This is a genomic window from Rhodococcus sp. P-2, assembly GCF_016598535.1.
GTDB lineage: Bacteria > Actinomycetota > Actinomycetes > Mycobacteriales > Mycobacteriaceae > Rhodococcus_F > Rhodococcus_F baikonurensis.
This window is the reverse complement of sequence record NZ_CP066779.1, coordinates 2,583,266-2,609,103: the sequence shown is the minus strand read 5'-3', so window position 1 is coordinate 2,609,103 and position 25,838 is coordinate 2,583,266. Positions and strand designations below refer to the sequence as shown.

The 25,838-nt window shown below is 61.7% G+C and carries 33 protein-coding genes; 14 read left to right on the top strand and 19 right to left on the bottom strand.

Features of this window, described 5'->3' with window-relative positions; genetic code table 11:
• Positions 1 to 11: 11 nt before the first annotated feature.
• On the bottom strand, positions 12 to 494 hold the full coding sequence (locus tag I7X09_RS12500) for an SRPBCC family protein (RefSeq protein WP_200317066.1): 483 nt from the start codon (positions 492 to 494) through the stop codon (positions 12 to 14).
• Positions 495 to 496: 2 nt separating this feature from the next.
• Positions 497 to 841 carry an ArsR/SmtB family transcription factor gene (locus tag I7X09_RS12495; RefSeq protein WP_029256427.1) on the bottom strand — a complete coding sequence of 115 codons (345 nt, stop codon included), beginning with the start codon at positions 839 to 841 and terminating at the stop codon, positions 497 to 499.
• A gap of 94 nt (positions 842 to 935) precedes the next feature.
• Between I7X09_RS12495 and I7X09_RS12490 the strand changes: the two genes are divergently transcribed.
• Together I7X09_RS12490 and I7X09_RS12485 are read left to right on the top strand one after the other, a co-directional pair.
• Positions 936 to 1,592, top strand: coding sequence for an alpha-ketoglutarate-dependent dioxygenase AlkB family protein (locus I7X09_RS12490; RefSeq protein WP_200317064.1), 657 nt, complete (start codon positions 936 to 938; stop codon positions 1,590 to 1,592).
• Positions 1,593 to 1,809: 217 nt separating this feature from the next.
• Entirely contained in the window at positions 1,810 to 2,316 is a 507-nt protein-coding gene (locus tag I7X09_RS12485) for a hypothetical protein (RefSeq protein WP_200317062.1), read from the top strand.
• A gap of 218 nt (positions 2,317 to 2,534) precedes the next feature.
• Here I7X09_RS12485 and I7X09_RS12480 read toward each other — a convergent pair whose 3' ends face one another.
• Positions 2,535 to 3,377: an NAD-dependent epimerase/dehydratase family protein gene (locus I7X09_RS12480; protein ID WP_200317060.1), complete on the bottom strand. Its 843-nt coding sequence runs from the start codon at positions 3,375 to 3,377 to the stop codon at positions 2,535 to 2,537.
• A gap of 86 nt (positions 3,378 to 3,463) precedes the next feature.
• On the opposite strand from I7X09_RS12480, the gene I7X09_RS12475 reads away from it, so the two are divergent.
• Complete coding sequence (locus tag I7X09_RS12475; protein ID WP_019745609.1) at positions 3,464 to 4,108, top strand: ScbR family autoregulator-binding transcription factor; 645 nt, start codon at positions 3,464 to 3,466, stop codon at positions 4,106 to 4,108.
• A gap of 38 nt (positions 4,109 to 4,146) precedes the next feature.
• On the opposite strand, the gene I7X09_RS12470 is transcribed toward I7X09_RS12475, so the two are convergent.
• Together I7X09_RS12470 and I7X09_RS12465 are read right to left on the bottom strand one after the other, a co-directional pair.
• Positions 4,147 to 5,034 carry a ScbA/BarX family gamma-butyrolactone biosynthesis protein gene (locus I7X09_RS12470; protein ID WP_200317058.1) on the bottom strand — a complete coding sequence of 296 codons (888 nt, stop codon included), beginning with the start codon at positions 5,032 to 5,034 and terminating at the stop codon, positions 4,147 to 4,149.
• A 168-nt stretch (positions 5,035 to 5,202) separates the two neighbouring features.
• Positions 5,203 to 5,862: a LuxR C-terminal-related transcriptional regulator gene (locus tag I7X09_RS12465; RefSeq protein WP_200317056.1), complete on the bottom strand. Its 660-nt coding sequence runs from the start codon at positions 5,860 to 5,862 to the stop codon at positions 5,203 to 5,205.
• Between the two features lie 506 nt (positions 5,863 to 6,368).
• On the opposite strand from I7X09_RS12465, the gene I7X09_RS12460 reads away from it, so the two are divergent.
• Positions 6,369 to 7,868 carry a flavin-containing monooxygenase gene (locus I7X09_RS12460; RefSeq protein WP_200317054.1) on the top strand — a complete coding sequence of 500 codons (1,500 nt, stop codon included), beginning with the start codon at positions 6,369 to 6,371 and terminating at the stop codon, positions 7,866 to 7,868.
• Between the two features lie 83 nt (positions 7,869 to 7,951).
• Here the strand turns inward: I7X09_RS12460 and I7X09_RS12455 are convergent, their stop codons facing one another.
• Positions 7,952 to 8,422: a hypothetical protein gene (locus tag I7X09_RS12455; RefSeq protein WP_095972003.1), complete on the bottom strand. Its 471-nt coding sequence runs from the start codon at positions 8,420 to 8,422 to the stop codon at positions 7,952 to 7,954.
• Between the two features lie 77 nt (positions 8,423 to 8,499).
• Here I7X09_RS12455 and lexA point away from each other — a divergent pair, with 77 nt between their 5' ends.
• Entirely contained in the window at positions 8,500 to 9,189 is a 690-nt protein-coding gene (gene lexA, locus I7X09_RS12450; RefSeq protein WP_200317808.1) for a transcriptional repressor LexA, read from the top strand.
• Between the two features lie 13 nt (positions 9,190 to 9,202).
• Here the strand turns inward: lexA and I7X09_RS12445 are convergent, their stop codons facing one another.
• From I7X09_RS12445 to I7X09_RS12430, 4 genes are read right to left on the bottom strand one after another with little or no spacing between them, the layout of a single operon-like run.
• Positions 9,203 to 9,616: a (R)-mandelonitrile lyase gene (locus I7X09_RS12445; RefSeq protein WP_200317052.1), complete on the bottom strand. Its 414-nt coding sequence runs from the start codon at positions 9,614 to 9,616 to the stop codon at positions 9,203 to 9,205.
• 40 nt (positions 9,617 to 9,656) lie between these two features.
• Positions 9,657 to 9,761, bottom strand: a complete 105-nt coding sequence (locus I7X09_RS12440) for a DUF2255 family protein (protein ID WP_234036947.1) — start codon at positions 9,759 to 9,761, stop codon at positions 9,657 to 9,659.
• 34 nt (positions 9,762 to 9,795) lie between these two features.
• On the bottom strand, positions 9,796 to 11,268 hold the full coding sequence (locus I7X09_RS12435; protein WP_234036897.1) for an MFS transporter: 1,473 nt from the start codon (positions 11,266 to 11,268) through the stop codon (positions 9,796 to 9,798).
• Positions 11,269 to 11,310: 42 nt separating this feature from the next.
• Entirely contained in the window at positions 11,311 to 12,348 is a 1,038-nt protein-coding gene (locus I7X09_RS12430; protein WP_095972006.1) for a zinc-dependent alcohol dehydrogenase family protein, read from the bottom strand.
• Between the two features lie 167 nt (positions 12,349 to 12,515).
• Here I7X09_RS12430 and I7X09_RS12425 point away from each other — a divergent pair, with 167 nt between their 5' ends.
• Positions 12,516 to 13,400 carry a helix-turn-helix transcriptional regulator gene (locus tag I7X09_RS12425; RefSeq protein ID WP_200317050.1) on the top strand — a complete coding sequence of 295 codons (885 nt, stop codon included), beginning with the start codon at positions 12,516 to 12,518 and terminating at the stop codon, positions 13,398 to 13,400.
• A 27-nt stretch (positions 13,401 to 13,427) separates the two neighbouring features.
• Here the strand turns inward: I7X09_RS12425 and I7X09_RS12420 are convergent, their stop codons facing one another.
• From I7X09_RS12420 to I7X09_RS12400, 5 genes are all read right to left on the bottom strand, one after another.
• A complete protein-coding gene (locus I7X09_RS12420) occupies positions 13,428 to 14,570 on the bottom strand; it encodes a GGDEF domain-containing protein (RefSeq protein WP_200317048.1) in 1,143 nt (380 codons plus the stop codon).
• Between the two features lie 118 nt (positions 14,571 to 14,688).
• Positions 14,689 to 15,153: an RrF2 family transcriptional regulator gene (locus tag I7X09_RS12415; RefSeq protein WP_200317045.1), complete on the bottom strand. Its 465-nt coding sequence runs from the start codon at positions 15,151 to 15,153 to the stop codon at positions 14,689 to 14,691.
• 62 nt (positions 15,154 to 15,215) lie between these two features.
• On the bottom strand, positions 15,216 to 15,965 hold the full coding sequence (locus tag I7X09_RS12410; protein ID WP_200317043.1) for an SDR family oxidoreductase: 750 nt from the start codon (positions 15,963 to 15,965) through the stop codon (positions 15,216 to 15,218).
• A 74-nt stretch (positions 15,966 to 16,039) separates the two neighbouring features.
• Entirely contained in the window at positions 16,040 to 16,888 is an 849-nt protein-coding gene (locus tag I7X09_RS12405; protein WP_200317041.1) for an LLM class F420-dependent oxidoreductase, read from the bottom strand.
• A 44-nt stretch (positions 16,889 to 16,932) separates the two neighbouring features.
• Positions 16,933 to 17,253 (bottom strand): GYD domain-containing protein, encoded by a 321-nt coding sequence (locus I7X09_RS12400; RefSeq protein WP_007729728.1) that lies wholly within the window; start codon positions 17,251 to 17,253, stop codon positions 16,933 to 16,935.
• Positions 17,254 to 17,334: 81 nt separating this feature from the next.
• Here I7X09_RS12400 and I7X09_RS12395 point away from each other — a divergent pair, with 81 nt between their 5' ends.
• The 4 genes from I7X09_RS12395 to I7X09_RS12380 all read left to right on the top strand — a co-directional run bounded on the left by I7X09_RS12395 (position 17,335) and on the right by I7X09_RS12380 (position 19,477).
• Entirely contained in the window at positions 17,335 to 17,517 is a 183-nt protein-coding gene (locus I7X09_RS12395; RefSeq protein ID WP_095972013.1) for a hypothetical protein, read from the top strand.
• 30 nt (positions 17,518 to 17,547) lie between these two features.
• Positions 17,548 to 18,363, top strand: coding sequence for a DUF72 domain-containing protein (locus tag I7X09_RS12390; protein WP_200317039.1), 816 nt, complete (start codon positions 17,548 to 17,550; stop codon positions 18,361 to 18,363).
• Positions 18,364 to 18,433: 70 nt separating this feature from the next.
• Positions 18,434 to 18,988 carry a hypothetical protein gene (locus tag I7X09_RS12385; RefSeq protein ID WP_200317037.1) on the top strand — a complete coding sequence of 185 codons (555 nt, stop codon included), beginning with the start codon at positions 18,434 to 18,436 and terminating at the stop codon, positions 18,986 to 18,988.
• A gap of 33 nt (positions 18,989 to 19,021) precedes the next feature.
• On the top strand, positions 19,022 to 19,477 hold the full coding sequence (locus tag I7X09_RS12380; RefSeq protein ID WP_200317035.1) for a PPOX class F420-dependent oxidoreductase: 456 nt from the start codon (positions 19,022 to 19,024) through the stop codon (positions 19,475 to 19,477).
• Between the two features lie 2 nt (positions 19,478 to 19,479).
• Here I7X09_RS12380 and I7X09_RS12375 read toward each other — a convergent pair whose 3' ends face one another.
• On the bottom strand, positions 19,480 to 19,920 hold the full coding sequence (locus I7X09_RS12375; protein WP_200317033.1) for a winged helix-turn-helix transcriptional regulator: 441 nt from the start codon (positions 19,918 to 19,920) through the stop codon (positions 19,480 to 19,482).
• A gap of 121 nt (positions 19,921 to 20,041) precedes the next feature.
• Between I7X09_RS12375 and I7X09_RS12370 the strand changes: the two genes are divergently transcribed.
• Entirely contained in the window at positions 20,042 to 20,446 is a 405-nt protein-coding gene (locus I7X09_RS12370; RefSeq protein ID WP_019745591.1) for a PaaI family thioesterase, read from the top strand.
• Between the two features lies 1 nt (position 20,447).
• Here I7X09_RS12370 and I7X09_RS12365 read toward each other — a convergent pair whose 3' ends face one another.
• Positions 20,448 to 20,963, bottom strand: a complete 516-nt coding sequence (locus I7X09_RS12365; RefSeq protein ID WP_200317031.1) for a MarR family winged helix-turn-helix transcriptional regulator — start codon at positions 20,961 to 20,963, stop codon at positions 20,448 to 20,450.
• A gap of 58 nt (positions 20,964 to 21,021) precedes the next feature.
• Between I7X09_RS12365 and I7X09_RS12360 the strand changes: the two genes are divergently transcribed.
• Both I7X09_RS12360 and I7X09_RS12355 read left to right on the top strand, forming a co-directional pair.
• Positions 21,022 to 22,455, top strand: coding sequence for an FUSC family protein (locus I7X09_RS12360; protein ID WP_200317029.1), 1,434 nt, complete (start codon positions 21,022 to 21,024; stop codon positions 22,453 to 22,455).
• A 42-nt stretch (positions 22,456 to 22,497) separates the two neighbouring features.
• Entirely contained in the window at positions 22,498 to 23,097 is a 600-nt protein-coding gene (locus I7X09_RS12355) for a TetR/AcrR family transcriptional regulator (RefSeq protein ID WP_200317027.1), read from the top strand.
• A gap of 21 nt (positions 23,098 to 23,118) precedes the next feature.
• Here the strand turns inward: I7X09_RS12355 and I7X09_RS12350 are convergent, their stop codons facing one another.
• On the bottom strand, positions 23,119 to 23,559 hold the full coding sequence (locus tag I7X09_RS12350; RefSeq protein WP_124569080.1) for a VOC family protein: 441 nt from the start codon (positions 23,557 to 23,559) through the stop codon (positions 23,119 to 23,121).
• A gap of 175 nt (positions 23,560 to 23,734) precedes the next feature.
• On the opposite strand from I7X09_RS12350, the gene I7X09_RS12345 reads away from it, so the two are divergent.
• Positions 23,735 to 24,898, top strand: a complete 1,164-nt coding sequence (locus tag I7X09_RS12345; protein ID WP_200317025.1) for an alpha/beta hydrolase family protein — start codon at positions 23,735 to 23,737, stop codon at positions 24,896 to 24,898.
• Positions 24,899 to 24,963: 65 nt separating this feature from the next.
• On the opposite strand, the gene I7X09_RS12340 is transcribed toward I7X09_RS12345, so the two are convergent.
• Positions 24,964 to 25,695 carry a TetR/AcrR family transcriptional regulator gene (locus I7X09_RS12340; RefSeq protein ID WP_124569082.1) on the bottom strand — a complete coding sequence of 244 codons (732 nt, stop codon included), beginning with the start codon at positions 25,693 to 25,695 and terminating at the stop codon, positions 24,964 to 24,966.
• Between the last annotated feature and the right edge of the window lie 143 nt (positions 25,696 to 25,838).

Genomic DNA, 25,838 nt, shown 5'->3' with positions numbered 1-25,838 from the left:
CAAACAGGTGGTCAGAGTTGCGCGACGATCTTGTCCAGGCGTTCGTAACCTTCGGTGACACCGAGCTCCATATTGCTCTCGATCATTCCGTCTCGCGCTTCGAGGCTCGGATATACGGAATGACCGGAGAGGCGGGTGCGTCCGTTGCCCAGATCCTCGAACGTGATCGATTCGATGCTGACGATGTCGGGGAATCCCTCGTATTCGAAGGTCTGGATGGCAAAGTCGTTTTCGCGAACAACGTGAAACACACCGTTGAACCGGAACTCTTCGCCCTCGGGGTTGCGATGGACGTACTTGTATCGACCACCGCTGACGAACTCGTATTCGTCGATCTCCATCTCGTATCCGTTGGGGCCTAGCCACTGCTTGACCAGTTCGGGATTCGAATGAGCTGCGAAGACGGCACTGACGGGTGCGTCGAACTCACGGGTGATGTCGATGTACGGCACGCCCTCAGGAGCCGTGATGGTGACGGGAATGGTGGTAGCCATGGCTAAGTCTCCTTCTGTGTGGTGCTGAGTAGGTGATCGAGCTTGCGGAACTGTTGTTCGTGGATCAGTCGATAGCGGTCGATCCAGGCGGTCAAAGCCTCAAGAGTTGCGGCGTTGAGATGTACCGGCCGCCGCTGGGCTTCGCGGCTGCGAGTGACCAGACCCGCGGCTTCGAGTACCTGAATATGTTTGGAGACTGCCTGTTTCGTGATCTCGAATGGCTCGGCCAACTCGTTGACCGTGTGGGGGCCGGTGCTCAGACGGGCGATGATCCGCCGTCGTACCGGGTCGGCGAGTGCCATGAACGCCTTGTCGAGACGCTCGTCTGCCCCTGGATCCACGATCACTTGTCAACCATCTCCTTTATCAACCAATCTGTTGATTACGATACGAGCCCATGCGAAGGGTGTCAATGCTTCGAAACCGATTAGCGTGGAATCCATGAACGCTCTGATTCCTCGGCCACGTATGGAGGTGGCACCGGGGGCGATTCTCGTTCCGGATTGGCTCAGCATCGAACAACAGCGCAGACTGGTGGCTGAGTGCCGACGGTGGGCGACCGCCCCTGTTCCGATGCGTTCGGCTGTTGTCCCTGGTGGGCACAAGATGTCGGTGCAGACGGTCTGTCTCGGTTGGCATTGGCAGCCGTACAAATACACCCGCACCGCCGACGACGTGAACGGCGCGCCCGTTGCAGCGGTACCTGACTGGCTCGTCGACCTCGGCCGCACCGCAGTCGCCTCTACCTACGGTGACCCGACTGCGGGGGAGAGATACACGCCGGACACTGCCCTGATCAATTTCTACGAGGAGGGCGCTCGGATGGGCATGCACCAGGACAAGGACGAGCGTTGCGACGCTCCCGTCGTCTCACTGAGCGTCGGCCAGAGTTGTATCTTTCGGTTCGGTAATTCCGAGAATCGAAACAAGCCGTACACCGACGTCGAACTCCATTCGGGTGATCTGTTCGTGTTCGGTGGAGAGTCTCGGTTCGCGTATCACGGAGTGCCGAAAGTTATCGCCGGAAGTGCAAGCCCCGACATCGGTTTGCCGTCCGGGCGGCTGAACATCACCCTGCGGGATACCGGAATGTCCTGAGTTTCAGGTTGATTTCGGCCTCGCGAATGGGAGGATCGGTGGGCAGTTCTCGAAGAAGAAACGGGTATTCAATTTGTCGACATTCCAGGTCATTCTGAGATTGCCATCAACTGTGGTCGTTAGGTTAGACATCAATCTTCGTTGAATCCGTCCAATTGGTCTCGTTTCATGTCAAGATCAACTGACGACCTTTCATGCTGAACGAGAAGGAGATTCGATGCATTCGATCACGCGAGCGGCCCTCGTCGGTGCTGCAGCTCTTCCGTTGGCAATGGCTGCTCCCTCACTGGCCTCAGCTTCCACAGCTGCCGACGTCACCTTCGCTTACAGTGCTTCCGGCTCGACCGTGAGCAACACCATCACCAATAATTCGGGTGGAGCTCTGCAATGCAGCACCTCGCTCGGGAACGCGCCCGGCGGAGTGCTGCCACCGATCGAAGTGACGATCGGTCCAGGACAGACGATCTACGAGAGCGGCGTGATTCCCACCGGCACAACAGTTCAGACGATCAACGATATCCCGGAAGGCTCCTACGTCGTCCTGGCGTCTTGCGGCAGCGTCGATGAACCGACGAGCATGTGGGTATCGGACTACCCAGGACTCGAGCCCTACCTGGCGATGTTCCCGTACACCACGTACGCGGTGCAACAAGCATCCTGGGTGGTCTCACTGCCCAGCGCTGGTGCGCCCACATCAACCCCTGACATGAACTTCGGGAGCTGACACCGTTAGTGGAACTGTGGATCGCCATCTGCCCGAGAGAATCGGTGTCGGGCGCGACCACTGCCGTCATTGTGCAGTCATTGTTTTCATCCATCAGAGCTCGCACTGTTCGTCTGTAGTGACAGCGCAATAGGTCCTGCTCATTGCGCAGGATGATCCCGAATGAGAACTGAAAAGTCTGGGAGGCAGTTGTTTTGGCGAGAGCAACCTTTGTGTCATCAGTACAGTCTCGACCGGAACCAGTGATCGAGGCTGATCATGTCTATCTTGTGCATGTCGAGACCCAGCTGGGCAGCAGCTTTCACTGCGTCGGCGCGGGGGATAGAGCTCTGGGGCACAGTCCAATTGGTCTCCCGCGCATGATGCTCGAGAAGGTCGATAACTGTCCGTGGGGCAGGCTCGTTGACGTGAAGTGTTGAGCCGTAGCGAAATTGGTGTTCTATCGACAGCTCGTGGATAGATCGGGCGAGTAGGTCTACGTCGACTACTGACAGTACCGCGTTGCCGTCGTCGATGATCGAGTCGAGTCGAGAGACAATTCGCGTCAGTGTCGGCAGAAACCATCTGTCGCCGGGTCCGTACACGAGATGGGGCCGGACGACGAGGCCGCCGGCGTCGCGCACGAACTTCTCGGCGAGAGCGCGTGTGCGACTGGCAGGTGAGAGGGGTTTGAGAGGTGCGCCGTTGACCGGCAGGTCTCGAAACGGGCCTGGCCCGTACACCGCGGCGGTGCTGACGTAGAGCAGCCGTTCGACGCCGACGGCGGTGGCGATCGACGCAACGTTACGTATGCCGTGTTCGTTGACGTGAACACACTGTTGTTCGTCGTCGCCCACGTACGACACGCAGCAGATGACGGTCGACGCCTGGCTCATTGCAACTCGTAGAGAGACGCTTTCGTTGATGTCGCCGATAGTGGCGGCAATTCCGTTGCGGCTGAGTTGTTTGGCCGCGCCGTCCGTGCGAACGAAACCGATCGCAGCGTTTCCGTCCCGGGAAACCAGCTGGTTCATCACCGCCGAGCCGATGAAACCAGTGGCCCCGAGGACCAGAGTCGTCATGGTGTGTCCGTGTCGGGAGCGTTGCTGCCGGGTCTTTCGACGTATCGTTGAGATTCATTCCGTCGGCAACGAGAGCTGGGTAGATCATGCAGGAGCGTGCGGTCCTCACGCGCCAGGCTGTCATTTTGGGTGCTGCGAAGAGTTTTGAGAAGTTCGGGTACTCCGCCAGTCTGGGCACGATCTTGCAACACGGGGGTGTGTCCAAGGGCGCGATGTATTTTCATTTCGCGTCGAAGGAGGAGCTTGCGCACGCGGTCATCGCTGCCCAGCACGGTATGGCGATGGAGGGGACCCGACGGGTTGCTGCGCATTCCGACATTGCGGTCGAAACCCTTGTGCTCGTTTCGCAGGAGATGGCTCGGCAGCTTGTGACGGAGCCCATCGCGCGAGGTGGCATGCGGTTGACGATGGAGATCGGCAGTATTCAAGGTCCCATCGAACAGCCGTACCTCGATTGGATCGAGGCCATCAAGCAGGTGGCAACCCAAGCGGCGGAAGCCGGCGATATCGTCCCGGGCACCGACATCGACGCGTTGGCTCGATTCGTCGTGGGGTCGTTCACCGGAGTGCAGATTCTCTCGGAAATGCTGACGGGCAGAACCGATCTGTACGAGCGGTTGAGTCAGATGTGGAACTTGGTGTTGCCCACGATTGTCCGCGAGGACAAGTTGGCGCATGTCATGCAACTGGCCGCGCTTGCACCGAGAGAGTGGGAACCTCCGAGCGTTTGACGTAAACGACGCTACGAGAAGGGCGTGTCCGTGTCCTGTCATAGTTGGTCCGCAACTGTAAGTTCAAGTTCCGCGGTGGTTTCCAGTTCTTGAGTGAACCGAACTCGGTGCACACGGCCCGACGCGTCGAGTGGAGTCGTTGACACCTCGCACGGCGTTTCCCATTCGGTGAACCTCGGAAAGGTCGCCGAGAGTGAGGCGATACGTGTTGCTGGGGCGCCGGTGCGGTACCGCACCGCCTGTCGAGCGGCCTCGAAAAGAATCATTCCCGGGATGTGGTCGACGGGGTGGTCGAAAAGGGAGTGGTTGCGCGGATCGGGAGTGCAGAACATCGTGTGCCCAGCAGCATCAGTGCTGATGAGCACATCTCCATCGGTTAAACGTCCGACCCGCTCCGAACCGACCACCGCGGTTCCGGTGGGAAGGATGCGCCGACTCGGGCGGTAGTCTTCTCGTCCTTGCCGAATGCGACGGTATCCCTCGGGGCTGACTCCTCGCGCAACAGCTTTGCATCCGGCGACGTGCCGGGCGCCCTCTCGGAGGACCCCCGTCATTTCGACGCCCGAGACCGCTCCGTCGCGATGGGTGAGGTTGTCCACTGTCATCGAGAAACTCAACGGCTCCGCGACTGGTTGCACGTCGAGTGCATCCAACATCTCGAAGCTGAATGTTTCCATGAGGAACTTGTAGTGCAGTGGAATGTCGTATCGGGTGTGGCACAGAAGCACCACTGCCTGCCGGAATGCTTCTGCCACCCCGAGCGGATCGTGTTGCTCGCTCGATGCGTCGAATATTCGGTGCGAGAGCGGCAGTTGCACAGCAACCTGGTACGCCGAGTTCGATTCGATCCGGTAGTCCGTCAGGAAAACCTCGGCAACCGCATGTCTGTGGACGAGATGTCGCGGCACTGTGCGTGTGTATTCCATTGATTGAATGCACCTTTCGATGTTCACTCGTGTCTTCGGCGTCGTGTAGGACCTAATATTCGACGTCCGGGCACGTCGTCGAATCGTCAAAATTGACGATCTTTGCGAAGGTCGAGTTCGATCAGAGTGAGCACCCATCTCAATGAGTGTGTCTGTGGGTGCTTCCTGCTAGAAGCGTCCGATCCGAAGCTCCAACGGGTATCTGCGTGTGTCGTGACCAGAGCGGCGGAGCATCCCGCAGGCCTCCAGCTGGGAGTGCACCCCCAGCTTCTGCAAGATGCTTCGGATGTGGGCGCGAACCGTGGTTGGTGCAATGTGGGCGGTTCGAGCAATCGAGTCGACATTGGAACCGCCGTAGAGAAGTCCCATGATTTCGAATTCGCGATCGGTGAGACTGCTGATTCGTGCGAATTCTTCGGCGCGCAACCGGATGCGTTGTACGAGAGAGGAAGTGTCGTGCGCAGGCTGAGCGGAGTTGGGGTTGAGCGCGGCCTGCAGCTCATCGAGTAGCGATGCGAACGGTAGTTGCGAGTTGAGCGCGGTGTGGGCGCCCGCCGCGAGCCCTCGAATGAGGGAGTGGCCGCCACTGAGATCGCCGATCAGGACCGATCCTTCGAGCGCGGAGAGCTCCTTCACCTGCCAATCGACGCCCCCGAGTGGTAGAAGAACAAGCGCTCTACCGTGCTCGCTGGTGTGGTTCTCCAACAGACTCATGTCTGCGGTGTGTGGCCCGGAATCAGCCCTGTCGCTGATTCCGGCAGCGATTGCATGGGCGAATCCTCGATCGCGACGAGTGGTGTACACGGTGACTGTGCTGGAGTGTGTCATAGGGACTACACCGCCGGTGGAGGCCCAATCCGGTCTGTTCTCTTTGCCGCGAAACCAACACCGTTGGTTTCAGAGTGGTCTCGTCAGTGCGCCAGCGGTCGCAGTGACCTCTCCATCTGATGCGCACGAGGGTAACGGCGATATCTCAGTTGCCCGTCCGCCTGGAGAAGCTCGCACGTTTGGTTATCGAATTATGTTGGAGCGATGAATGTTTGGGGATGGCTATCTCGAGTAGGCGAGCCGTCGGGCATTTCGTCGGCGGTGTGAACGACACCTCGGTGGCGTGAGGCGTTCAGCCGTCTCGATCGAATTGCCATGCGGCAGGCGCGCCGCCATTCGTGACGTTCTGTCTCGAGCCTGGTCGAGATATTGACTGTTACCGTCGGTTGCACATACCCTGTTGATTGGCGCTGACCTTAGGGAATCCGGCCTGGACCGGTTGATGATTCTCGGCCACTGCCGACGCCAGATGTAGCTTCGCGACGACCTACGAAACGAGTTTCCTCATGACACAGCATGTCGACGTACTGATCATCGGCGCTGGCTTGTCCGGAATCGGCGCGGCTTGCCACCTCATTCGTGAGCAGACCGGAAGCACTTACGCGATCCTCGAGCGCCGCGAGAACATCGGTGGCACCTGGGACCTGTTCAAGTACCCCGGCATCCGTTCGGACTCCGACATGCTCACCTTCGGATTCGGTTTCCGTCCGTGGATCGGCACCAAGGTGCTCGCGGACGGCGCCAGTATTCGTGACTACGTCGAGGAAACCGCGAAGGAATACGGCGTCACCGACCACATCAACTTCGGCCGCAAGGTCGTGGCCATGGACTTCGATCGCGCGAGGGCTCAGTGGACCGTGACCGTCTTGATCGAGGCGACGGGTGCGACCGAGACGTGGACCGCGAACGTCCTCGTCGGCGCCTGTGGTTACTACAACTACGACAAGGGTTACCGCCCCACCTTCCCCGGTGAGGACGATTTCCGCGGTCAGATCGTGCACCCGCAGCACTGGCCGGAAGATCTCGATTACAGCGGCAAGAAGGTAGTGGTGATCGGGTCCGGTGCCACCGCGATCACACTGATCCCGTCGATGGCTCCCACGGCCGGCCACGTCACCATGCTGCAGCGCTCGCCCACGTGGATCCAGGCGCTACCGTCCGAGGACCCTGTTGCCAAGGGTCTCAAGCTCGCACGCGTTCCCGACCAGATTGCTTACAAGATCGGTCGAGCCCGCAATATCGCACTGCAACGCGCCAGCTTTCAGCTCTCACGTACCAATCCAAAGCTGGCCAAGAAGCTGTTCCTCACCCAGATCCGCTTGCAACTCGGCAAGAACGTGGACCTGCGTCACTTCACCCCCAACTACAACCCGTGGGATCAGCGCCTGTGCGTGGTTCCCAACGGGGACCTGTTCAAGGTGCTCAAGAGCGGCAAGGCCGACATCGTCACGGACCGTATCGCGACTTTCACCGAGAAGGGCATCGTGACCGAGTCGGGCCGCGAACTCGAGGCCGACATCATCGTCTCGGCGACGGGGTTGAACGTACAGATCCTGGGCGGGGCGACCATGAGCATCGACGGCGAGCCGGTCAAGCTCAACGAGACAGTCGCCTACAAGAGTGTTCTCTACTCCGACATCCCGAACTTCCTGATGATTCTCGGATACACCAACGCATCCTGGACGCTCAAGGCCGATCTGGCCGCGTCCTATCTGTGCCGCGTACTCGAGATCATGCGTAAGCGCGACTACACGACTTTCGAGGTTCACGCCGAACCTGAGGACTTCGCCGAAGAATCTCTCATGGGCGGAGCTCTGACCTCGGGCTACATCCAGCGCGGCGACGGAGAAATGCCGCGTCAGGGTGCCCGCGGTGCGTGGAAAGTGGTCAACAATTACTACCGCGACCGCAAGCTGATGCACGACGCCGAGATCGAAGACGGTGTGCTGCAGTTCAGCAAGGTCGACATTCCGGTCGAACCTGTCAGCAAGGTCGCCAGTGCCTAGCCGACTTCACTGAGGCGAGCCGGTCGCACCACTCGAACGTCGGCGAATGGGCTGGCGATGTTGCGTCGGCGTACCCGATCGCGTCACGGGGTTCGTGATCGGTGAGTTCGCTTCCGCAATCGTCGGTTGTGCAGCACGACGGGAAGAACATAGGCAGCGACCATGATCACGGCCAGCAGTCCGAGGTAGAGGTAGGGCCAGGTCCATCCCGCTGCTCGTATGGCCAGCAACGATCCGCCCATGATCAAGGGCATCCCGGCCCCGGCGAGCAGGTCGACGTCACGGGGCGAGACGGGTGGGGTTCCGAGCAGGGGTACGCGGCTGTCCGAGTTTTCTCTGATCGTGCGCATTACTGAAATGAAGTAGAGGGCGACGCCGGCGATCGCGATCACCGCGCCAAGTGCAACTTCGACGACGCCGGTTCTCGTGGACATCAAGGCGTAGGCAAATACGCCCACCGTTCCCAGAGTGACCGGCGCCGACTTCCAGATCGGCGTCGAGGTATGAGTGTCCTCGGTGACGCCCACCGGGCGCATCGGTTCGAGGGGCTCCATCAACCCAGCGTGCCATGTGCTGCACGATAAACAAACTGCTTGTGCCGTTTCTGGCAGACTCCGGCCGCCAGGCCTGGATGTCGGGACCCATCACTACGATTCTCGTCGTGACCGATTACGACGATCTCGACATGTTCGGTGGCCTCGACCCCTCCTCCCTGCCGCTCCGCCAGCAGCAGATCCTGATGACCATCCGGGACCTCGTGGCTGCCAACGGGTGCACGCCGAGCACGCGGCAGATCGGAGACGCGGTTGGTCTGCGCTCGACGTCGACAGTGTCCAAGCACCTCAAGAGTCTCGAAGAGAAGGGCTTCCTCCGTAGGGGAGCAGCCATGGCTCGGCAGTTGGACGTGCGGCCGTTCCTCGCAGGCGCGAAGGAACAGTCGTCGTCGAACACCGTGACGGTTCCGGTGGTCGGTGACATTGCCGCCGGCGCGCCGATCCTCGCGGAGGAGCACACCGACGAGGTGCTGGCGCTTCCTCGCGAGCTCGTCGGTTCCGGCACGGTATTCGGGCTTCGGGTGCGTGGTGAATCGATGGTCGACGCAGCCATCTGCGACGGCGACGTCGTCGTGGTGCGCCGCCAGGACGAGGCACACTCCGGCGAGATCGTCGCCGCGATGATCGACGGCGAGGCCACCGTGAAGGTGCTCCGGCGCCGCGACGGTCACGTGTACCTCGAACCCCGCAATCCCGCATACAGCGTCATCGACGGCGATCGCGCGGCCATCCTGGGCAAGGTCGTTTCCGTGATGCGACGTATCTGAGGGGGATCCGGTCTCAGCGGAGGTTGGCGCGGGGACCGTTGTATTCCTCATCGGTGACTTTGTCGCCCCATGTCGTTTCGGTGCTTCCGTCGCCGGGTCCTTCCCACAGTGCAAGGTGGCTCATGAAACGGTCGGGTGCCGCGCCGTGCCAGTGTTCCTCTCCCGCCGGGGTATAGACGGTCTCGCCCGGGTGAACTTCGACGATCTCGCCGCCGCGAGCTTGAACCAGCGCGGTCCCGGAGACGATGTGGAGGGTCTGCCCGAGGACATGGGAATGCCAGTCGGTTCGCGCACACGGTGCAAAGCGAACCATGTTGGCGCGCATCCTCGACGGCTCCTGGCCGGCATAGATGACGTCCCACCAGACGTCGCCGGTGAACCAGTCGCCGGGTGCCTTGCTGGTGGGCTGGGGCTTCAAGATTTCCATGAGGTCTCCTCGGAATCGAAAGGGGCGGTTCAGTTCTGCGTCAGCGGAATCCGTAGTCCGAGTGAACGTACAGTTGGTTCTCGGCATGGACAACCCAAATCGTGATGTATGGCCTTGCGGTGCCGTCGCGGCGGTGCGAGGAGATCTGCGATTCCTCGGCGCCGCCGATCGTGATCAGTTCAGCCTCGGTTCACGAGTGCGCCATCTCGAATTCCCTTCTCCGGTTCGAATTGCTTTGTGGTACTTCGCGTTCTCGTGGACGGGACGATCAGTGCGAGGGCGATGACGAGACAAGCGGCGAGCAGGGCGGTTCCTGCAGTGAGAGCCGTTGACACGTGATCGGTGAGTGCCGTTGCAGCGTTGTCGGCAGAGGGTCCGGCTCCTGACGAGACCGCGACGAGTACGCCGAGTCCGAGAGCGCTGCCCAGTTGGTGTGCAGTGTTGACCAATCCTGATGCGGCACCGGCATCCTCGGCCTCTATCCCGGAGATCCCGGCAGAAGTTAGAGGGGCGAAAGACAACCCCTGACCGGCGCCGATCAAGATCATCGGAAGTGCTATCGCCGTGAGGTACGTGCTGCCGGGATGGACCAGACTGAGCCACGCCATCCCGGTTAGGGTGACGGCAATGCCAACCGACAGAATTGTGGAATTTCCGAATCGCGGTGTCAGCCGCGGAATAAGCATCGCCACAGCAAAATTGACGATCGTCATCGGGAAGAACGCGATGCCTGCTTGGAACGCGCTGAAGCCCATGACGCCTTGGAGTAGCTGAGTCGTGAAGTAGAAGAATCCGATCATGGCACCCAGATAGAGCATTCGGGCGGCATAAGCGCCGGATCGCTCCCGGCTACGGAACAACCGCAGTGGCATGATCGGCTGCTCCGCTCTCGCTTCGTTGAGGAAGAGCAGGATCAGTAGTATCGCCCCAGCCGCCAGTGTCGAAACAGTGATCGGTGAGGTCCACCCCGCGTCGGCCGAGTTGACGATGCCGAAGACGAGCGCGGTCATGCCGAGTGTCGCGAGAACAGCACCGGCCACATCGAAACGTCCGGTGCTCGGCTGGGTTTCCGGAATGAACCGGGGAGCGAGCACGATCATCGCGATGCCGATCGGAACGTTGATGAAAAAGCCCGCGCGCCAGGACACCCAGTCGGCAAGGGCGCCGCCGATCACGAGTCCGAGGCTGGCGCCTATTCCCGCCGCAGCGCCGTACCAGGCAACAGCACGCGTTCGCCCCGGGCCGGGCGGAAAGCTGGCCGTCAGCAGTGACAGCGACGCCGGGGCCACCACTGCGGCTCCGACGCCTTGGAGAGCACGCGCTGCGATGAGCCACCAACCGTTCGACGCGACCCCGACGAGAAACGACGCAATGGCGAAAATCGCGAGACCGGCCACGAATACGCGACGACGGCCGAAGATGTCCCCGAGACGAGCACCCAGCAGGAGAAGCCCGCCGAACACCAGGGTGTAGGCGTCCTGGACCCAGGACAGCCCGGTTGCCGAGTAACCCATGCTGCTTTGGATGCTGGGCAGCCCGGTGAAGATGATCGAATTGTCGAGCAGGATCATGAAATAGCTAATCAGAATGATCGCCAAGATCGCGGTGGAATTGATGCGACCGGCAACGGGACGGGTGGCAGTGTGGGTCACGCGCTTCTTCTTCGCAAGTGGTGGACCTTCGCAAATGGTGGATTACGGGCGGACGAGGACCTTCAACGATTCACGGGAATCCATGGCGCGGTAGCCTTCCGCAACGTCGTCGAGCCCGACGGTGCGGTCGAAGACCTTGCCCGGCTCGATCTTTCCGTCGAGTACATCCGGCATCAGCTCTTCGATGTACGCGCGCACCGGGGCCGGTCCACCGGTGAGCGTGATGTTCGGTCCGAAGAGCGACCCGAAACCGATTGGAGCTTCTTCGTATTGGGGTACTCCGACTCGGCTGATGACGCCGCCCGGTCGGACAACTCCGAGCGACTGCTCGTAGGCAGGCATGTGGCCTACCGCTTCGAGGACGACGTGAGTGCCGTCGCCGCCGGTCAGTTCGCGGACCTTCTCGACGCCCTCGTCACCACGTTCAGCAACTACATCGGTGGCTCCGAAATCGACACCGAGGTCCGTACGGGCCTTGTGGCGCCCCATCAGGATGATGCGCTCGGCACCGAGGCGTTTGGCGGAGAGCACTGCCATCAACCCCACTGCTCCATCGCCGATAACTGTGACCGTCGTGCGTTCGTTGACGCCACCCTTGACCGCCGCGTGATAGCCGGTGCCGAAGACGTCGGAGAGCGTCAGCAGTGACGGCAGGAGTTCGGAATCCTCACCGACCGGCGCCTTGACCAGGGTGCCGTCTGCCAACGGCACTCGGATGGCCTCCGCCTGACCGCCTCCGATCCCGTTTCCGGCCCAGAATCCGCCGTGTCGGCAGGAGGTCTGCAAGCCTTCGCGGCAGAAGTCGCATGTTCCGTCCGACCAGGCGAAGGGGGCGATGACGAAGTCGCCCTTCTTCAACGTGGACACCTCGCGACCGGTCTCTTCCACTACTCCGACGAATTCGTGGCCCATCGGGGAACCACCGGGCGTCGCCGGCATGTTGTGGTAAGGGTGCAGGTCAGAGCCGCAAACGCAGGCCCTGACGACCCGCACGATCGCGTCCGTCGGCTGCTGCAGTACCGGATCGGGCACGGTCTCGACTCGAACGTCTCCGGCGCCGTACATGATGGTTGCTCGCATGGTGTCCCCTTTTGCTTCTGGTGTCGCGTGCATAGAAGTCGACGTTTCTGCGTGAACCGGTCGACTGCAATCAGTCAACGCCGCGCCTCGCGGGCGCGGGAGTGTCTGTTGTTCCAGGTAACGGCAGTACCTCCCTCGGCCATCGCCGCTCGAGTAACGTGAACTGCATGGACAACCGAGCCGAGATTCGCGAATTCCTCAGCTCCCGTCGTGCTCGCATCACACCCGAGCAGGCAGGGCTGCCGGCCTACGGCGGAAACCGCCGCGTCAAGGGGTTGCGCCGTGAGGAAGTCGCTCTGCTCGCCGGTGTGAGCATCGACTACTACGTGCGCATGGAACGCGGAAATCTGGCGGGAGCATCGGACTCGGTGCTCGAAAGCCTTTCCCGAGCATTGCAACTCGACGAAGCCGAAACTGCCCATTTGTACGACCTCGCGAAAGCCGCCAGTGCAGGCGCGCCGAGTAGAAAGCGGCCCGCCCCCAAGGGCGTGAGCCCGGCGATTCAGCAGATACTCGACGCCATCACGGACGCGCCGGCGTGGGTACGCAATGCCAGGCACGACATGCTGGCGGCCAATCGCATGGCGCGCGCGTTGTATTCGCCAGTCTTGGCTGATCCGCGTAGGCCGGCGAACAACGCCCGCTTCGTGTACCTGGACCCGGCGTCGCAGGACTTCTTCGTAGATTGGGAGCGCGCGGCAGACGACATCGCCGCGATGCTCCGCTCGGAAGCGGGACGCAACCCCCACGACAAGGCGCTGACCGAGCTCATCGGTGAACTTGCCACTCGCAGTGAGGTATTCCGCACCCGGTGGGCGAAACACAATGTGCGCTTTCATCGGACGGGTGTCAAGAAGGTTCGTCACCCCGTCGTCGGCGACCTGGAGCTGAACTTCGAGGCGATGGAACTGCCGTCCAATCCCGGTCTGACACTGCTGGTCTACACCGCCGCGCCCGGGACGCCCACGGCTGATGCACTCAAACTCCTGGCGAGTTGGGCGGCAACCCAGGATCAATTGGATCCGGCGAACGACAGCGAAGCGGCGCTCTGATTTCGATCGGCAGTCAAACGTGCCGATTCAGCTCAGATGCGTTACCGCCCAGGCTACTTGGTCTCCACCTCGTCGCTTGGCTCGATACATAGCGTTGTCGGCGTCGGCAAGTATTCGATCGATGGTTCCTGATGCGTCCGGGATTGTCGAGGACAGCCACACGCTGGCTCCGACACTCACCGAGATCGTCTGTCTGCCGGCAGGCTTCGAGATCGAGTTGTGGATGTCGACCACGGTTTGTTCGATGCGACGTGGCTCGACAGGCATGAGAATCACGAACTCGTCGCCGCCGGTCCGCGCGACCAGTCCGGTCTCTCCGACGGCCGAGTTCAGTCGTCGGCCCACTGTCACCAGCATTCGATCACCTTCTGCGTGACCGAGTTTGTCGTTGACGCTCTTGAACGAATCGACGTCGATCACCACCGCGAGAACGACGTGTCCCTGGAGTTCGCCGACACCGAACAGCTGTTGCCTGACGTTGTGCAGCCCACGTCGGTTCAGAGCAGCGGTAAGTGGATCGCGCCAAGAGTGTCGTGCATCGTCGGTCAAGTACAAGACGAGGAAATGCACGGTCATCGCGGCTGAGGCGATGACACACCCGATGACGAATCCGGTGGACACCGACAGCGAAGAGTCGGTATCCGGATCGGTTACAGCTCGAATTGTCAGTAGGGCAACGACGAACAGCGCGCCGATGATCTGTGCAGTGACTATCCGGGGGCTGTGGAATACCGACGAATAGTTCGCGACGACCACGAACAGAACGGCGCCGGTCAATGCCAGGAAACTCGCATGGATTCCGGCGAGCAGTATCAAGGACAAACAGATGTTGGTGAGCGCAATGAATCGAACGGATTGGCGGTGGCTCGGCCAGGATCGTCCGAGTGACCAACGAACCATGCAGTAGAGCGCGATCATGCATGCTGTGCCCGCCGCGAGCCGTTCAGGGAGTTCGGTTGCGCCGCCCTTCACGAATTGAGCCAGTACGGCGAGTGCCACGAACACAGCACACCAAAAGGTGACGACCACCCTGGCTGTCCCCAACATCGATCGAGCAGCCAGGAACCTCGGGAACCATTCGCCGTCGTAGGCAAGAGACCACCAGCGACTCAACAGTCCAGTTGTTTGACGAATGTTCTGCCCCAACCCCGCAGTGCCACTGACTCCCATGAAACCCCCTCCGAGATCTTGCGAAAATTCCCGGAAGATTCTTCGTCAAGATTTGATCCCCGAACAAGGTACCCGATAGTTGAACGATGGATTGATGCCTCGTGAGGTGAGGACTGCTCTAGGGCGTGATCGGCGCGGTCAGGATCTTTCTGAGGGCCGGAAGATCCAGGGTTGCAGCAAGATCTGCAATAGTGACCCCTGACAGCGATGCGCGCCAAGCTTTTTCGGCGTCGGCCATCACTTTGGCAATTCCGCAGGCGGAACGGCACTGTTCCGGTGGGGCGGCGAGGATTCCTTGCTGTCGAATCTCCGTGCACCGGAAAGCAGGTTCGGTGCCGTCGACGGCCTGCACGACGTCGAGAACGGTGATCTTCTCGGGAGCTCGGGTGAGGACGTACCCGCCGTCACGGCCCTCGGTCGGATTGACCAGACCGGCGTGCGCGAGCGCTCGCAGATGCTTCGCCAGGTATGTCTTCGACACCCCGTGAAGTTCGGCGAGTCTGGCTGCGGGTACCGGCGCCTCGGCCTGGCTGAGAACCACACAGCAGTGGAGTGACCACTCCACGCCTCCGGAAAGCTTCATGATTGGACTCTATCGACGCCGCGGAAAGTGGTGCGGGTCGGACATCGGTTCAGCAGTCGATGTCAGGCCTTCTCGGCAAGCCACGCGTCGTACGTTGTCGGCGCAATCCATGCATCGGCGCCGGGTGTCGGGGTGAGTGCCGAGTTGTCGAGTTTCGCGCCGAAGTAGCCGGCCTCGGGATCGGAGATCACCGAACGCTTGTCGCCGGTGACGAGGAACAGGCGCCGGACCAGTTCGTCGATACCCAGCGGTTCGGGCCCGGCGATCTCGACCGTGCCGTTACGCGGCGCACCGGTCACTACCTCGGCGACGTGAGAAACGACGTCCCGCGATGCAATGGGTTGCAGATGTGCCGGCGTCGCATGGACCGTGCCGTCAGTGGTTCCGGCGTCGGCGATTCCGGCGACGAACTCGAAGAATTGGGTGGAGCGGACGATCGTGTAGGGAGTCGGGCCGGCCTTGACCAGGTCTTCCTGGGCGACCTTGGCTCGCATGTACCCGGAATCGGGCAGTCGATCGGCGCCGACGATGGACAGGATGACGTGGTGACCGACTCCCGCCTTCTCTTCCGCAGCGAGGATATGGCTGGTTCCGTCACGGAAGAAGGCCAAGACGTCCTCGTCCGACCACGAAGGGGAATTGGTCAGATCCACGACGACGTCGGCCCCCTCGACTGCCTCGGCGATACCTGCGCCGGTGGTGATGTCGATCCCGTCGCCGCGACCGAGTGCCTTCACGTCGTGCCTGGCATCAGCGAGCTTGGCGGCGACCTGGCTTCCGATGAGTCCGCTTCCGAAAATGACGATTTTCATGATTTTCTCCTTTACTTGGATAAGTCGTGTCCAAGTATACTCGGACATGACTTATCCAAGTCAAGGGTTTCCCGTCAGCCGAAAAGTTCGGCGGCCAGTGCTTCGTAGGTCGCGAGTGGATCACCCTCGGCGGGAAGTGCTTGGATCGCAACGTGATCGGCGCCCGCCGCGACATGCTCGCGTAGCCGATCCGCGATGGACTTCGCGGTACCGCGCGCAACCAGAGCGTCGATGACGCGATCGTTTCCCTCGTTCGCCAACTCTTCGGGTGCAAAACCGAGGCGCTCGAGATTGCTCGTGTAGTTGCGTAGGTACAGATACGGATTGGCAACGGCGGGGCGACCGATTGCTCTGGCCTTCTCCGGATCGGTTTCCAGAACAACCTTGTGCTCCGGGGCCAGGATCTTCGAGGGTCCGAGGATTTCGCGAGCTTCGGCCGTGTGTTCGGGGGTGGTCAGGTACGGATGCGCGCCGGCGGCGCGATCTGCGGACAGTCTCAACACCTTCGGTCCCAGTGCGGCGAGAACGCGCCGCGATTCCGGGACCTGGGCCGCGTCGAGTTCGTCGAGGTACGACACCAGCGAGGCGTACGGCTTGGTGTAGTCGCCGGTCGCCTCCGGATGTCCGACACCAACACCGAGGAGGAATCGCCCCGGATGTGCGGCTTCGAGTCGGTGATAGGACTCCGCCACCTCAGCCGCAGGCGAGGACCAGATGTTGACGATTCCTGTCGCCACGGTGATGTGCTCGGTCGCGTCGAGAAGTTTCTCGGCGATTCGTAGATCGGCCCGCGGTGAGCCGCCGATCCAGATGGTGCCGAAACCGAGTTTCTCGATCGCTGTTCCCAGCTCGGGCGGCAAACCAGCCGCTCCGCGCCAGATTCCGTAGGTGCCCAGGTCAGGTGTTTGCGTAGTCTCCGTCACAGCGGGTGCAACTCGGCCGCTGCCGGGATCTATTCCTTCCGCCGTCATTTGCCCGGCGCTCGGTAGTCGGTCGGTCGCTTGACTGCCTCGTCGATCTGCTCCGGCGTGAGTAGTGTGATCGACTCCGAGCGTGCTGCACCTGCTGCAGCCGTGCGGATGCTCAATGCGGCGGCTGCGACATCGTCCGGCAGGTTGCCGATCACGAACATGTCGTGACCGCCCAGTGCGAAGTGGCAGGATTCGACTGTGCCGCCAATGCTTTCGACCATTCGGGTTATCGCGTCGCGCCGTGCAGTGCCTCCCTCCTGCTGTAGGCCGGCGGCGCCGGAGGGTGAGTACGTCACTTGCCAGAGGTATTTCGGCATTTCCACTCCTAGCTCGGGATGGGTACTTCGATCGTGTACCCGTAGGGCGCTCGGTGGCAATGGGTAGGGGACAATCACGGCATGGTTGGAACTCCGGTGATCGTGACTATCGTGTCCGTGTGTGTAGGTTTTGTGATCTTCATGCTGGCTGCCAGTGGTGCACGCGGAAAGTGGGACCGTCGCCTCGTGATCGCGTTGTTCGTCGCCGCGGTGGTGTGCCTGACCGTCGTACCGGTATCCGTGGCGCTCAGCGCGGGAGTGTAAAAACTCTCGACTGCCGCTTAGTCTGAGGCGATGGCAGATATTCGGGTAGGTATCTCCGGGTGGACGTATCCCGCGTGGCGCGGAGATTTCTATCCGAAAGGTCTTGCTCACCGCAAAGAATTGTCTTATGCCGCAGAGAGATTGACTTCGATCGAGATCAACGGCTCGTTCTATGCGCTGCAGAAGCCGGAAAGCTACACCAAATGGCGCAGTGAAACTCCCGAAAATTTCGTGTTCGCGATCAAGGGCGGCCGGTACATCACGCACATGAAACGGCTGCTCGACGCCCGTGACGGACTCGCCAATTTCTTCGCCGCCGGGACACTCGCCCTCGGACCCAAGCTCGGGCCGATTCTGTGGCAACTACCTCCGACGCTGCAGTTCGAACCGCAGCGGTTGGTCGACTTCTTCGACGGTCTTCCCCGCACCACGCAGGCTGCAGCCGATCTGGCAGCTCAGCACGACGACAAGCTCACCGACGACAGAGTGTTCGCCCAGACGGAGAGGGACGCGCCGATTCGTTACGCCGTGGAGGCGCGGCACGCCAGTTTCGAAACCGACGAAGCCGTCGACCTGATGCGCGAGCACTCCATCGGTTTCGTCGTCGCTGACACCGCCGGCAGGTACCCCCGCATCACCACTCCGACTACCGACTTCGTCTACGTGCGGATGCACGGGGACAAAGAGTTGTATGCGAGTGGGTACACCGACAAAGCTCTGAGCAAGTGGTCCAAGCGCTTTCAGGCCTGGGCGGACGAGGGCCTCGACGTGTACGTCTACTTCGACAACGACATGAAAGGCTTTGCGCCGCATAACGCAATGTCTCTGTTGGATCGGTTGCGCTGAAGGATCGTCTCGCCTGTCGGTGGGCTGTGGCAGGCTTCCGCGTGAACGCGAAGACCGAGGAGACATCACGATGACGTCAGAACAGCGGACGCCAGAACAGCGGACGCCAGAAGAGCGGACGCCAGAACAGCGGACGCCCGAACAGAGCTGGCCGACGCATTGGCCGAAGGTGGCCCGTGACATCGCCGACGCCACAGCCGACGCACTCGCCGCGGTGCGGGCGGCAAATCGTGACGGACTGCGCGGTGCCGTCGAAGAACTGCGCGGGCTCTCTTTCGAGCAGGTCAGTTCGGTTCACGCGGCGATCGTGCGCGAATTGCTCGAGGACACGCATCCCGACGGCTTGTCCAGTGAGGACGTGCAGGATGCGCTGACTGCCTGCGCCAAGTCCACGATCGTGTGGCTGCCGGATCTGGACGTGCAGGCGCTCGCTGCGGTCTATACCGGGGCGCTCGGGATTTCGGATCTGGAGGACGATTCGTTCCGCATCGGGCACGGCGCGTACCTGCGTTCGGCGGTTCTGGTAATCGGGAGCTTGTCGACCGGAGTGAAGAAGGCTCAGAGCGCGTACATCATTCGTGCAATCGACGAAATCGCGCGTGCTCAGACCATCGAGATGCCCTGAGCGTCAGCTCGTAAATCGAATTAGGCTGAGGTCATGTCCAAGATCGCCAGCGCAGATCGTGTGTCGTTTGCAGAACTCCTCGAATTCGTCAGGCCGCGCCATCGGGCCACATTCGTGACGGTGAAGAAATCGGGCGAGCTGCAGATCTCTTCGGTGACGTGTGGAGTCGACGACGAGGGGCGGATCGTCATCTCCACGTACCCGGAACGGGCCAAGGCGGCGAATGTCCGCCGCACGCCGGCGGTGTCTCTGTGTATCCACTCCGACGAGTGGAACGGGCCGTACGTCCAGGTGAACGGAACTGCGGAGTTGATCGATCTTCCGGACTCGGTGGAACCGCTGGTCGACTACTACCGATCCATCGCCGGTGATCATCCCGACTGGGACGAGTACCGCGAAGCCATGCGCAAGCAGGGCAAGAGTCTGATCCGCGTCACCGTCGACTCGTGGGGTCCGATCGCAACAGGCGGGTTTCCGCCCGGACGCTGACGCTATCGAGCAGGTGGCGAGAGTTCGACTATGTGCGCGTCTCTCGCGGCCAGCGGTTCTTTGCAGTGTGCACACACAACTTGGGCGTGCAGGATCTCACCGCAACGATGTTCGACGACGGTTGGCGGCGGACCCGTCGTCGCAAAGGTGTCTCCCCATTCCATGAGTGCCATCAGGATCGGGTAAAGCGCCTTCCCTGATTCGGTGGCGACGTATTCGTAGCGCGGTGGATGGTCTTCGTAGCGACGCTTCGTGAGGACGTCGGCGTCGACAAGGGTCCGCAGACGCGCAGCGAGGATGTCACGGCTGACGCCCGTGCCCGCGGCGATCTCGTCGAACCGTCGTCGCCCGAGGACGATTTCTCTGAGCACCAGAAGTGACCATTTCTCGCCGACGACCTCCAAGGCGTTGGCGATGGAGCAGTTGCGTCCTCTTGTCGCCATCGTCTCTGGGTCCCCTGTTTGTCGAAAATGTTGGTTGGTAATTCCAACTTAGCACTTGACGGCATGTATTCGAGGGCGGAAGGTGGGTCGAGAAATCCAACGGAGCAGATGAGGGGTCGTCATGACGGAATTGAATCTCGAGGCAGCAAGCGGATTTGTCAGCGCTGCCGGATTGCAACTGGACGAGGTCTCCGGCACGAAGGTCGTCGGGCACATCGATCTGTCCGAGGCGCATCACACGCCGTGGGGTGTAGTCCACGGCGGCGTCTACACGACTGCTGTCGAGTCGGCCGCGAGCATCGGAGCCAGCACTGCAGTGGCAGATCGCGGCGAATTCGCCGTCGGAGTGCACAACGGAACGGATTTCCTCCGGGCCCGTACGGGTGGGCGCGTGGACGTCGTGGCTGTGCCGATACAGCAGGGCCGCGTTCAGCAGTTGTGGTCGGTGGTCATCACCGATCCGGAATCGGGCAAAGAGGTGGCGCGCGGTCAGGTGCGCTTGCAGAACGTACCGCTGCCGAAGTAGGTCAGTCCCAGATTCCCGAGTCGATGTTGAGCGAGATTCTTTTGAGCAGTGCCGTCAACTGGGCACGTTCGTCCTCGTCGAGTCCGGTCAGTACTTGACGGTCTCGCTCGACGCGTCGGGGAAACTCTGCCTCGACCAAGGCTCGGCCGGCATCGGTGAGTTGAAGCAGAACCACTCGCCCGTCGTGTTCGAAACGCTGACGCTCGACGTAGCCCAGTTTGGCCAGGCGATCCGCATGTTTTGTGGTGGCGGCGCCGCTGACCATCGTGACGGCGGTGACTTCGCTCGCCCGCAGGGGACGGTCGCTGCGAGCGAGCGCGCTCATCACGTCGAATTCGGTGCGAGAGACCCCGCTGGACGCCAGTGCGCGGTCGAGTTGGTGAAGAGATTGCGCGTTGATGCGGGCGATCCGGCCCATCACCTCGACGGGGGCGGTGTCGAAGTCGGGGTAGGCGCGCTTCCATTCGCGACGGACTCTGTCGATGAAGTCGTCTTCGGATCTGTTTGCCACGCCCATGGACCCATCTTAGCGACAGAATTCACATTACTTCACAAGTAATTTACTAGTGAAATAAATGTATGCTGGTTCGGTGACCCGAACCGAAACCGCAGCCAGGATGCCCAGCCGTCTCACTCATTCGAGTGAGGCCATTGCACACACCGTCTCCGGGGCGACGTGGCGAGCGGCTTTTCGCATCGGGTCCGCGGACGCGACCATCGCGCCCGCGATCAGGGTCGGACTCGCCACCGCCGTAGTGCTCGTGGTCGGCGGACTGCTCGGGCATCGGGAGTTGGCCGGCTTCGCGGCCTTGGGTGCGCTGTGTGCCGCCTTCGGTAGGTACGAGCCGTATCCCCGGTTGGCCGGCAAGCTGGCGATGGTCGGTGCCGCATTGGTGGTTTCCATCGCTTTCGGCGGCGCCATGGGTGTTGTGGGCGTTCCGACCTGGTTGCAGATCGGCATCCTCTCGCTGCTGGCCGGTGCGTCGTACTGCTTCATGTCGGGCTTCCGGATCACCGGACCAGGGCCGGTCATCCTCGTCTTCGCGGCGACCGGTGCAGCCGGATATGCCTCCAGTGTCGATGATCTGGCGAGACTGGTGACTGCCGGTGCGCTCGGAGTTCTGGTCGGTTGGGTGGCCGCGATGCTTCCAGCGCTCGTCTTGCCGATGGGCCCTGCGCGCCTGGCCGTGGCTCGTGCAGTCTCTGCGGTGGGGCGTCTCGAACAGTCCGGCACAGGCGGAGTGGAACCGGCGCTCGGATCGATTGCCAACGCCCGCTTGGTCATAGCGTCGAGTGGCCGGATCAAGTCGACCGTCGATCACGGCCGCGAATTGGTCGCGGTGCTCGACGAGGCAGAAGCGGCAGTACAGCAGTGGCAGTTGCACGGCGACGCCACCCTGATTCGCAGCATCGCTCGGCACGAGAAGGAGCTGCGGAAGCTCAAGCGCTCCAGCATGATCGAACACGACCTTGCGCCGGCACAGACCCTGGCCGCGCCCGAAGGCTATTTCCTCGAGGGACTGAATCGGCTCTATTCGCGCCCGGTGCGGATGAATGCTCTCCGCATCGTGGCAGCGTCGGCCCTGGCTGGTTGGCTCGCGGCGGGAGCCGGGCTGGAGCATCCGCTGTGGGCGTCGATGGGTGCCATCGCCGCGATGCAGGGACTGAACTACAAGCAGACCGTCCAGCGCGGGATTCAGCGGTTGGTGGGAAATGTAGGTGGCGCCGTCGTGGCCGCTGGGCTCATCGCGTTGACGCTCGGTTACTGGCAAGCCGTTGCCGTGGTCGTGATTCTGCAGACTGCTGCGGAGCTGCTCGTGATCAAGAACTATGCGCTGACGTCGCTGGCCGTCACCCCGATGGCACTCCTCCTCATCGGTTTCAGCGCTCCGATCGGAACCGAAGCGGCAGTGGCTCGCGTCGCGGACACGTTGATCGGCGTGGTGATCGGTGTTGTCGTCGCCGCTGTCACGATCAGTCGATCGGATCGCCACCACGTCACCGTGTGACCCAGTGCTGCTGTGTTTCCCATCCTCCGTAGGCTCCTGCAGGTGGAGGACAGCACGCCGATCGACGGCCGGAAACTGCGTTACCAGCATCGCCGTGCCGAATTGCTCGAGCAGGTAACCGCGTACGTCACGGCGAACGGCGTCGGTGAACTGTCCATGCGGCCGTTGGCCAAGGACCTGGGGATCAGCCATGCGACACTCATCCATCATTTCGGTTCGAAGGAACAACTGCTCACTGAAGTAGTCGCCACCCTGCGAGACAGCTCTTCTCTCGACATTTCTCCCGGGACCGACATCGTCGAGATGATGACGAGTTACTGGAATCGGCGTACGTCAGCGGAATCGTTGCCGAACTTTCGGTTGATGTTCGAGATCTACGGACAGGCGTTGCTGCATCCGGAGCGGTATCGCGAGTTTCTCGATCATGTGGTGGGGGACTGGTTGGGTGGTTTGACGGAAGCTGCGCTCGCACATGGATGTCCGCCCGATCGCGCTGATCGTTACGCGACGATCGTGTTGGCGCAGATTCGGGGGTTGACGCTCGATCTCGTGACCACCGGTGACCGCGTCAGAATTGACGCGGCATTTGCCGAATTCGCGGCTGCGATGGGCGCTCTGGTCAGCTCCTGGAGGGCGATTTGACGGTCCGGTAGTCGTGACGCCTCAGCCGATCTGCTCGAACAGAGACACGATGATCCCTTCCGGTCCTCGGACGTAGGCCATGCGCACACTGTTCTCGTACTCGCCGATCCCGCCGATGAGCCTGTAACCGTCCGCAGCCACCGCGTCGACCGCCGCCTGCAGGTCGCCTACCTCGAAGGAAACATTGCGCAGCCCGATCTCGTTGGCCATCGGAGCAGGTGATCCGGGCACGTGGTCGGGCGTGACGAAGGACGAGAGCTCCAGCCGTGACCCTTCGCCAGGAGGGCGCAGCATCGCGATTTCACACTTGGCTCCAGGGATACCGCAGACGGTTTCCACGAACTCACCCTCCACGGATCCGGTGCCCTCCAGTTCGAGCCCCAGTCCGACGAAGAACGCCGTTGCCGATTCGAGGTTCGCGACGGTGATGCCGATGTGGTCGAAACGCTGTACGTGTGCCATGGATCCATCCTCCTGCGGTTGTTTCGTGCCGGTTCGATGCTAGGTCGGAGTCGGGGCCGGGATCTCGACATGTTCGTGTTGTCGAGCCGCAAGATTTTGCTTGACCGATCGGTTAAACAAAATCTACGATAACGTCCAACGAGGTCGCCCACCGCAAGAACCGGAGTCGTCAGACGTGAAATTCCAGTCGAAATCGTTTGCCCGCATATCCATCGCTGCGCTCTGCGCTGCAACCATCGGCTCCGCAGTGGCCGCGCCCGTCGCGTCCGCGCAGGCGCCGAGTGCGTCGCAGGCCACGGGCACGGTGGTGTCCAGTGAGCCGCTGCCGAAAGATCTGTGGATTCCGGGTACCGCCGACGCCAAGCGGTTCACGTACTGGACCATCGGTTCCAATGGCGGACCCGCGCTCAGCAGTGGCGTGTACTACGTCCCGGCCGGTCCCGCTCCGGAAGGCGGTTGGCCCGTCATCGCGTGGGCGCACGGCACCACCGGACTCGACGATTCCTGTGCCCCTTCGCTGGTGGGTCCCGGCCTGCCCGAACGTGACTACCCGTACCTGGGACGCTGGCTCTCGGAGGGCTATGCCGTCGTCGCCACCGACTACGTCGGACTGGGAACACCAGGGCTGATGCCGTACCTCGACGGAAAGGTGGAGGCGCACAGCGTAGTCGACTCGGTCAAGGCAGCCCGGGTTGTCGACTCCTCCATCTCGAATCGTTGGGCGGTGGTCGGGCAGTCGCAGGGCGGCGGTGCGGCCATCACGACGGCCCGCTACGCCACCGAGTACGGAGGGGATTCGCTCGACTACCGCGGCGGCGTGGGCACCGGAGTGCCGGCCAACATCGAGTTGACCCTCCTGCCTGCAGGTCCGGGCTTCCCGCCCATCGCACTCGGTGGCGGATTGACCTCGTACGCGCTCTACATCCTCGCGGGCCTGCGGGAAGCGCACCCCGAGATCGACCTGAACTCGTATCTCAACGAACTGGGACGGGAAAAGGTCGACTCGGCCGAAAAGCTCTGCGCCGCAGACCTGGACGAGGCATCCAAGGATCTGGTCCTCGGTGACATCTTCTCCCGCCCGCTCAGTCAGATTCCGAACTTCCAGGGTCTGTTGAACGATTACATGGGTGTGCCGACGAGCGGATACGATCGCCCTATCTTCATCGGGCAGGGACTGCTCGACGTGGATGTCCCTGCGCCGTCGGCGCTTTCGCTGGTTGCAGCCTTGGTCGCCAATGGTGAGCCGGTCACGTTCAAGACCTACAACACCGATCACAGCGGCGCCTTGGTCGAATCGCAGGCTGACACGATTCCATTCGTCGCGAACCTGTTCCGTTAGTCGTACCCAGAATCCAGATCATTCGAGGGGCCGCTGTCGCACACGTGCGACAGCGGCCCCGCGGGTCATTTCCGCGACTCTTTGATTGCGTCCAGCCGCGCCTCGAGGCCGTCGAGGACACGGTCGAGTGTGTAGCGATAGTGTTCTGCCCGTGTCGCTTCCGCAGTATCCGGTGGGCCGGCGAATTTCCCGATGAGTGCCTCCATCGATGAACGCGGATCGGTGGGCCCGTCCTTGCTCAGCTGATCCAGCATTGCGCCGTGATCGGGTGAAGGCTCCCCGCTGGGAATGCGCCGGGCGTCGTGCATGGCTATCAGTGTGGTTGTAGAGGTGAAGGCGACGGTGTAAGCCTGGGCGGCTTCCGCTCCGAACCCGGCGTCGGTCAGCGATGCCAATCCGGCCTCCATGAGTTCCCGGCTGCGCTCGGTGGCAACGCCGTTCATCAACAGCCACTGCGCTGCACCCGGACACTCGACCAGCGCTTCTCGCATTTGCACGAGCAGATGTGTCAGCCATTGGCGCCAATCTCTCTCTGCGGACGGCACGCTCACGGCCGAAATCGCACTGTCGACCACCGCCGCCGAGAGCGCATCGCGATCTCCGACGAGTCGATAGACGACGGAGAACGACGTATCGAGTTCGCCGAGCAACTGCCGCAGCGACCACCCCTCGACTCCGTGCTCGCGACTGAGCCCGAGTGCCACGGTCAGCACGGCGTCCGCAGTGATCCCGGTGTTGTAGCTCCGGCGGCGCTGTGATGTCGCGGTGGGCTTCTTGTCAGGTGATGGCGCAGTCATGGTCCGACCGAGCTTAGCGGCGTCGGATCGGGGCATGCACTGGGCGCAACCGATTGACGGATGAACTTAGGTGAGGTTTACTTGCCAAATCCGAGCAGTGCTCCGATTTGTAGCGAACCCCCGATTTTTCGAAGCTGAAGGAC

Coding starts and splice junctions, on each gene's coding strand:
- I7X09_RS12420 (WP_200317048.1), bottom strand. CDS start 14,570: ATGGGAGTCAGTGGCACTGCGGGGTTGGGGCAGAACATTCGTCAAACA.
- I7X09_RS12500 (WP_200317066.1), bottom strand. CDS start 494: ATGGCTACCACCATTCCCGTCACCATCACGGCTCCTGAGGGCGTGCCG.
- I7X09_RS12490 (WP_200317064.1), top strand. CDS start 936: ATGAACGCTCTGATTCCTCGGCCACGTATGGAGGTGGCACCGGGGGCG.
- I7X09_RS12460 (WP_200317054.1), top strand. CDS start 6,369: ATGACACAGCATGTCGACGTACTGATCATCGGCGCTGGCTTGTCCGGA.
- I7X09_RS12445 (WP_200317052.1), bottom strand. CDS start 9,616: ATGGAAATCTTGAAGCCCCAGCCCACCAGCAAGGCACCCGGCGACTGG.
- I7X09_RS12415 (WP_200317045.1), bottom strand. CDS start 15,153: ATGAAGCTTTCCGGAGGCGTGGAGTGGTCACTCCACTGCTGTGTGGTT.
- I7X09_RS12465 (WP_200317056.1), bottom strand. CDS start 5,862: ATGACACACTCCAGCACAGTCACCGTGTACACCACTCGTCGCGATCGA.
- I7X09_RS12470 (WP_200317058.1), bottom strand. CDS start 5,034: ATGGAATACACACGCACAGTGCCGCGACATCTCGTCCACAGACATGCG.
- I7X09_RS12375 (WP_200317033.1), bottom strand. CDS start 19,920: ATGGCGACAAGAGGACGCAACTGCTCCATCGCCAACGCCTTGGAGGTC.
- I7X09_RS12380 (WP_200317035.1), top strand. CDS start 19,022: ATGTCCAAGATCGCCAGCGCAGATCGTGTGTCGTTTGCAGAACTCCTC.
- I7X09_RS12410 (WP_200317043.1), bottom strand. CDS start 15,965: ATGAAAATCGTCATTTTCGGAAGCGGACTCATCGGAAGCCAGGTCGCC.
- I7X09_RS12395 (WP_095972013.1), top strand. CDS start 17,335: ATGGTTGGAACTCCGGTGATCGTGACTATCGTGTCCGTGTGTGTAGGT.
- I7X09_RS12475 (WP_019745609.1), top strand. CDS start 3,464: ATGCAGGAGCGTGCGGTCCTCACGCGCCAGGCTGTCATTTTGGGTGCT.
- I7X09_RS12430 (WP_095972006.1), bottom strand. CDS start 12,348: ATGCGAGCAACCATCATGTACGGCGCCGGAGACGTTCGAGTCGAGACC.
- I7X09_RS12455 (WP_095972003.1), bottom strand. CDS start 8,422: ATGGAGCCCCTCGAACCGATGCGCCCGGTGGGCGTCACCGAGGACACT.
- lexA (WP_200317808.1), top strand. CDS start 8,500: ATGTCGGGACCCATCACTACGATTCTCGTCGTGACCGATTACGACGAT.
- I7X09_RS12400 (WP_007729728.1), bottom strand. CDS start 17,253: ATGCCGAAATACCTCTGGCAAGTGACGTACTCACCCTCCGGCGCCGCC.
- I7X09_RS12370 (WP_019745591.1), top strand. CDS start 20,042: ATGACGGAATTGAATCTCGAGGCAGCAAGCGGATTTGTCAGCGCTGCC.
- I7X09_RS12350 (WP_124569080.1), bottom strand. CDS start 23,559: ATGGCACACGTACAGCGTTTCGACCACATCGGCATCACCGTCGCGAAC.
- I7X09_RS12365 (WP_200317031.1), bottom strand. CDS start 20,963: ATGGGCGTGGCAAACAGATCCGAAGACGACTTCATCGACAGAGTCCGT.
- I7X09_RS12340 (WP_124569082.1), bottom strand. CDS start 25,695: ATGACTGCGCCATCACCTGACAAGAAGCCCACCGCGACATCACAGCGC.
- I7X09_RS12390 (WP_200317039.1), top strand. CDS start 17,548: ATGGCAGATATTCGGGTAGGTATCTCCGGGTGGACGTATCCCGCGTGG.
- I7X09_RS12485 (WP_200317062.1), top strand. CDS start 1,810: ATGCATTCGATCACGCGAGCGGCCCTCGTCGGTGCTGCAGCTCTTCCG.
- I7X09_RS12385 (WP_200317037.1), top strand. CDS start 18,434: ATGACGTCAGAACAGCGGACGCCAGAACAGCGGACGCCAGAAGAGCGG.
- I7X09_RS12360 (WP_200317029.1), top strand. CDS start 21,022: ATGTATGCTGGTTCGGTGACCCGAACCGAAACCGCAGCCAGGATGCCC.
- I7X09_RS12480 (WP_200317060.1), bottom strand. CDS start 3,377: ATGACGACTCTGGTCCTCGGGGCCACTGGTTTCATCGGCTCGGCGGTG.
- I7X09_RS12425 (WP_200317050.1), top strand. CDS start 12,516: ATGGACAACCGAGCCGAGATTCGCGAATTCCTCAGCTCCCGTCGTGCT.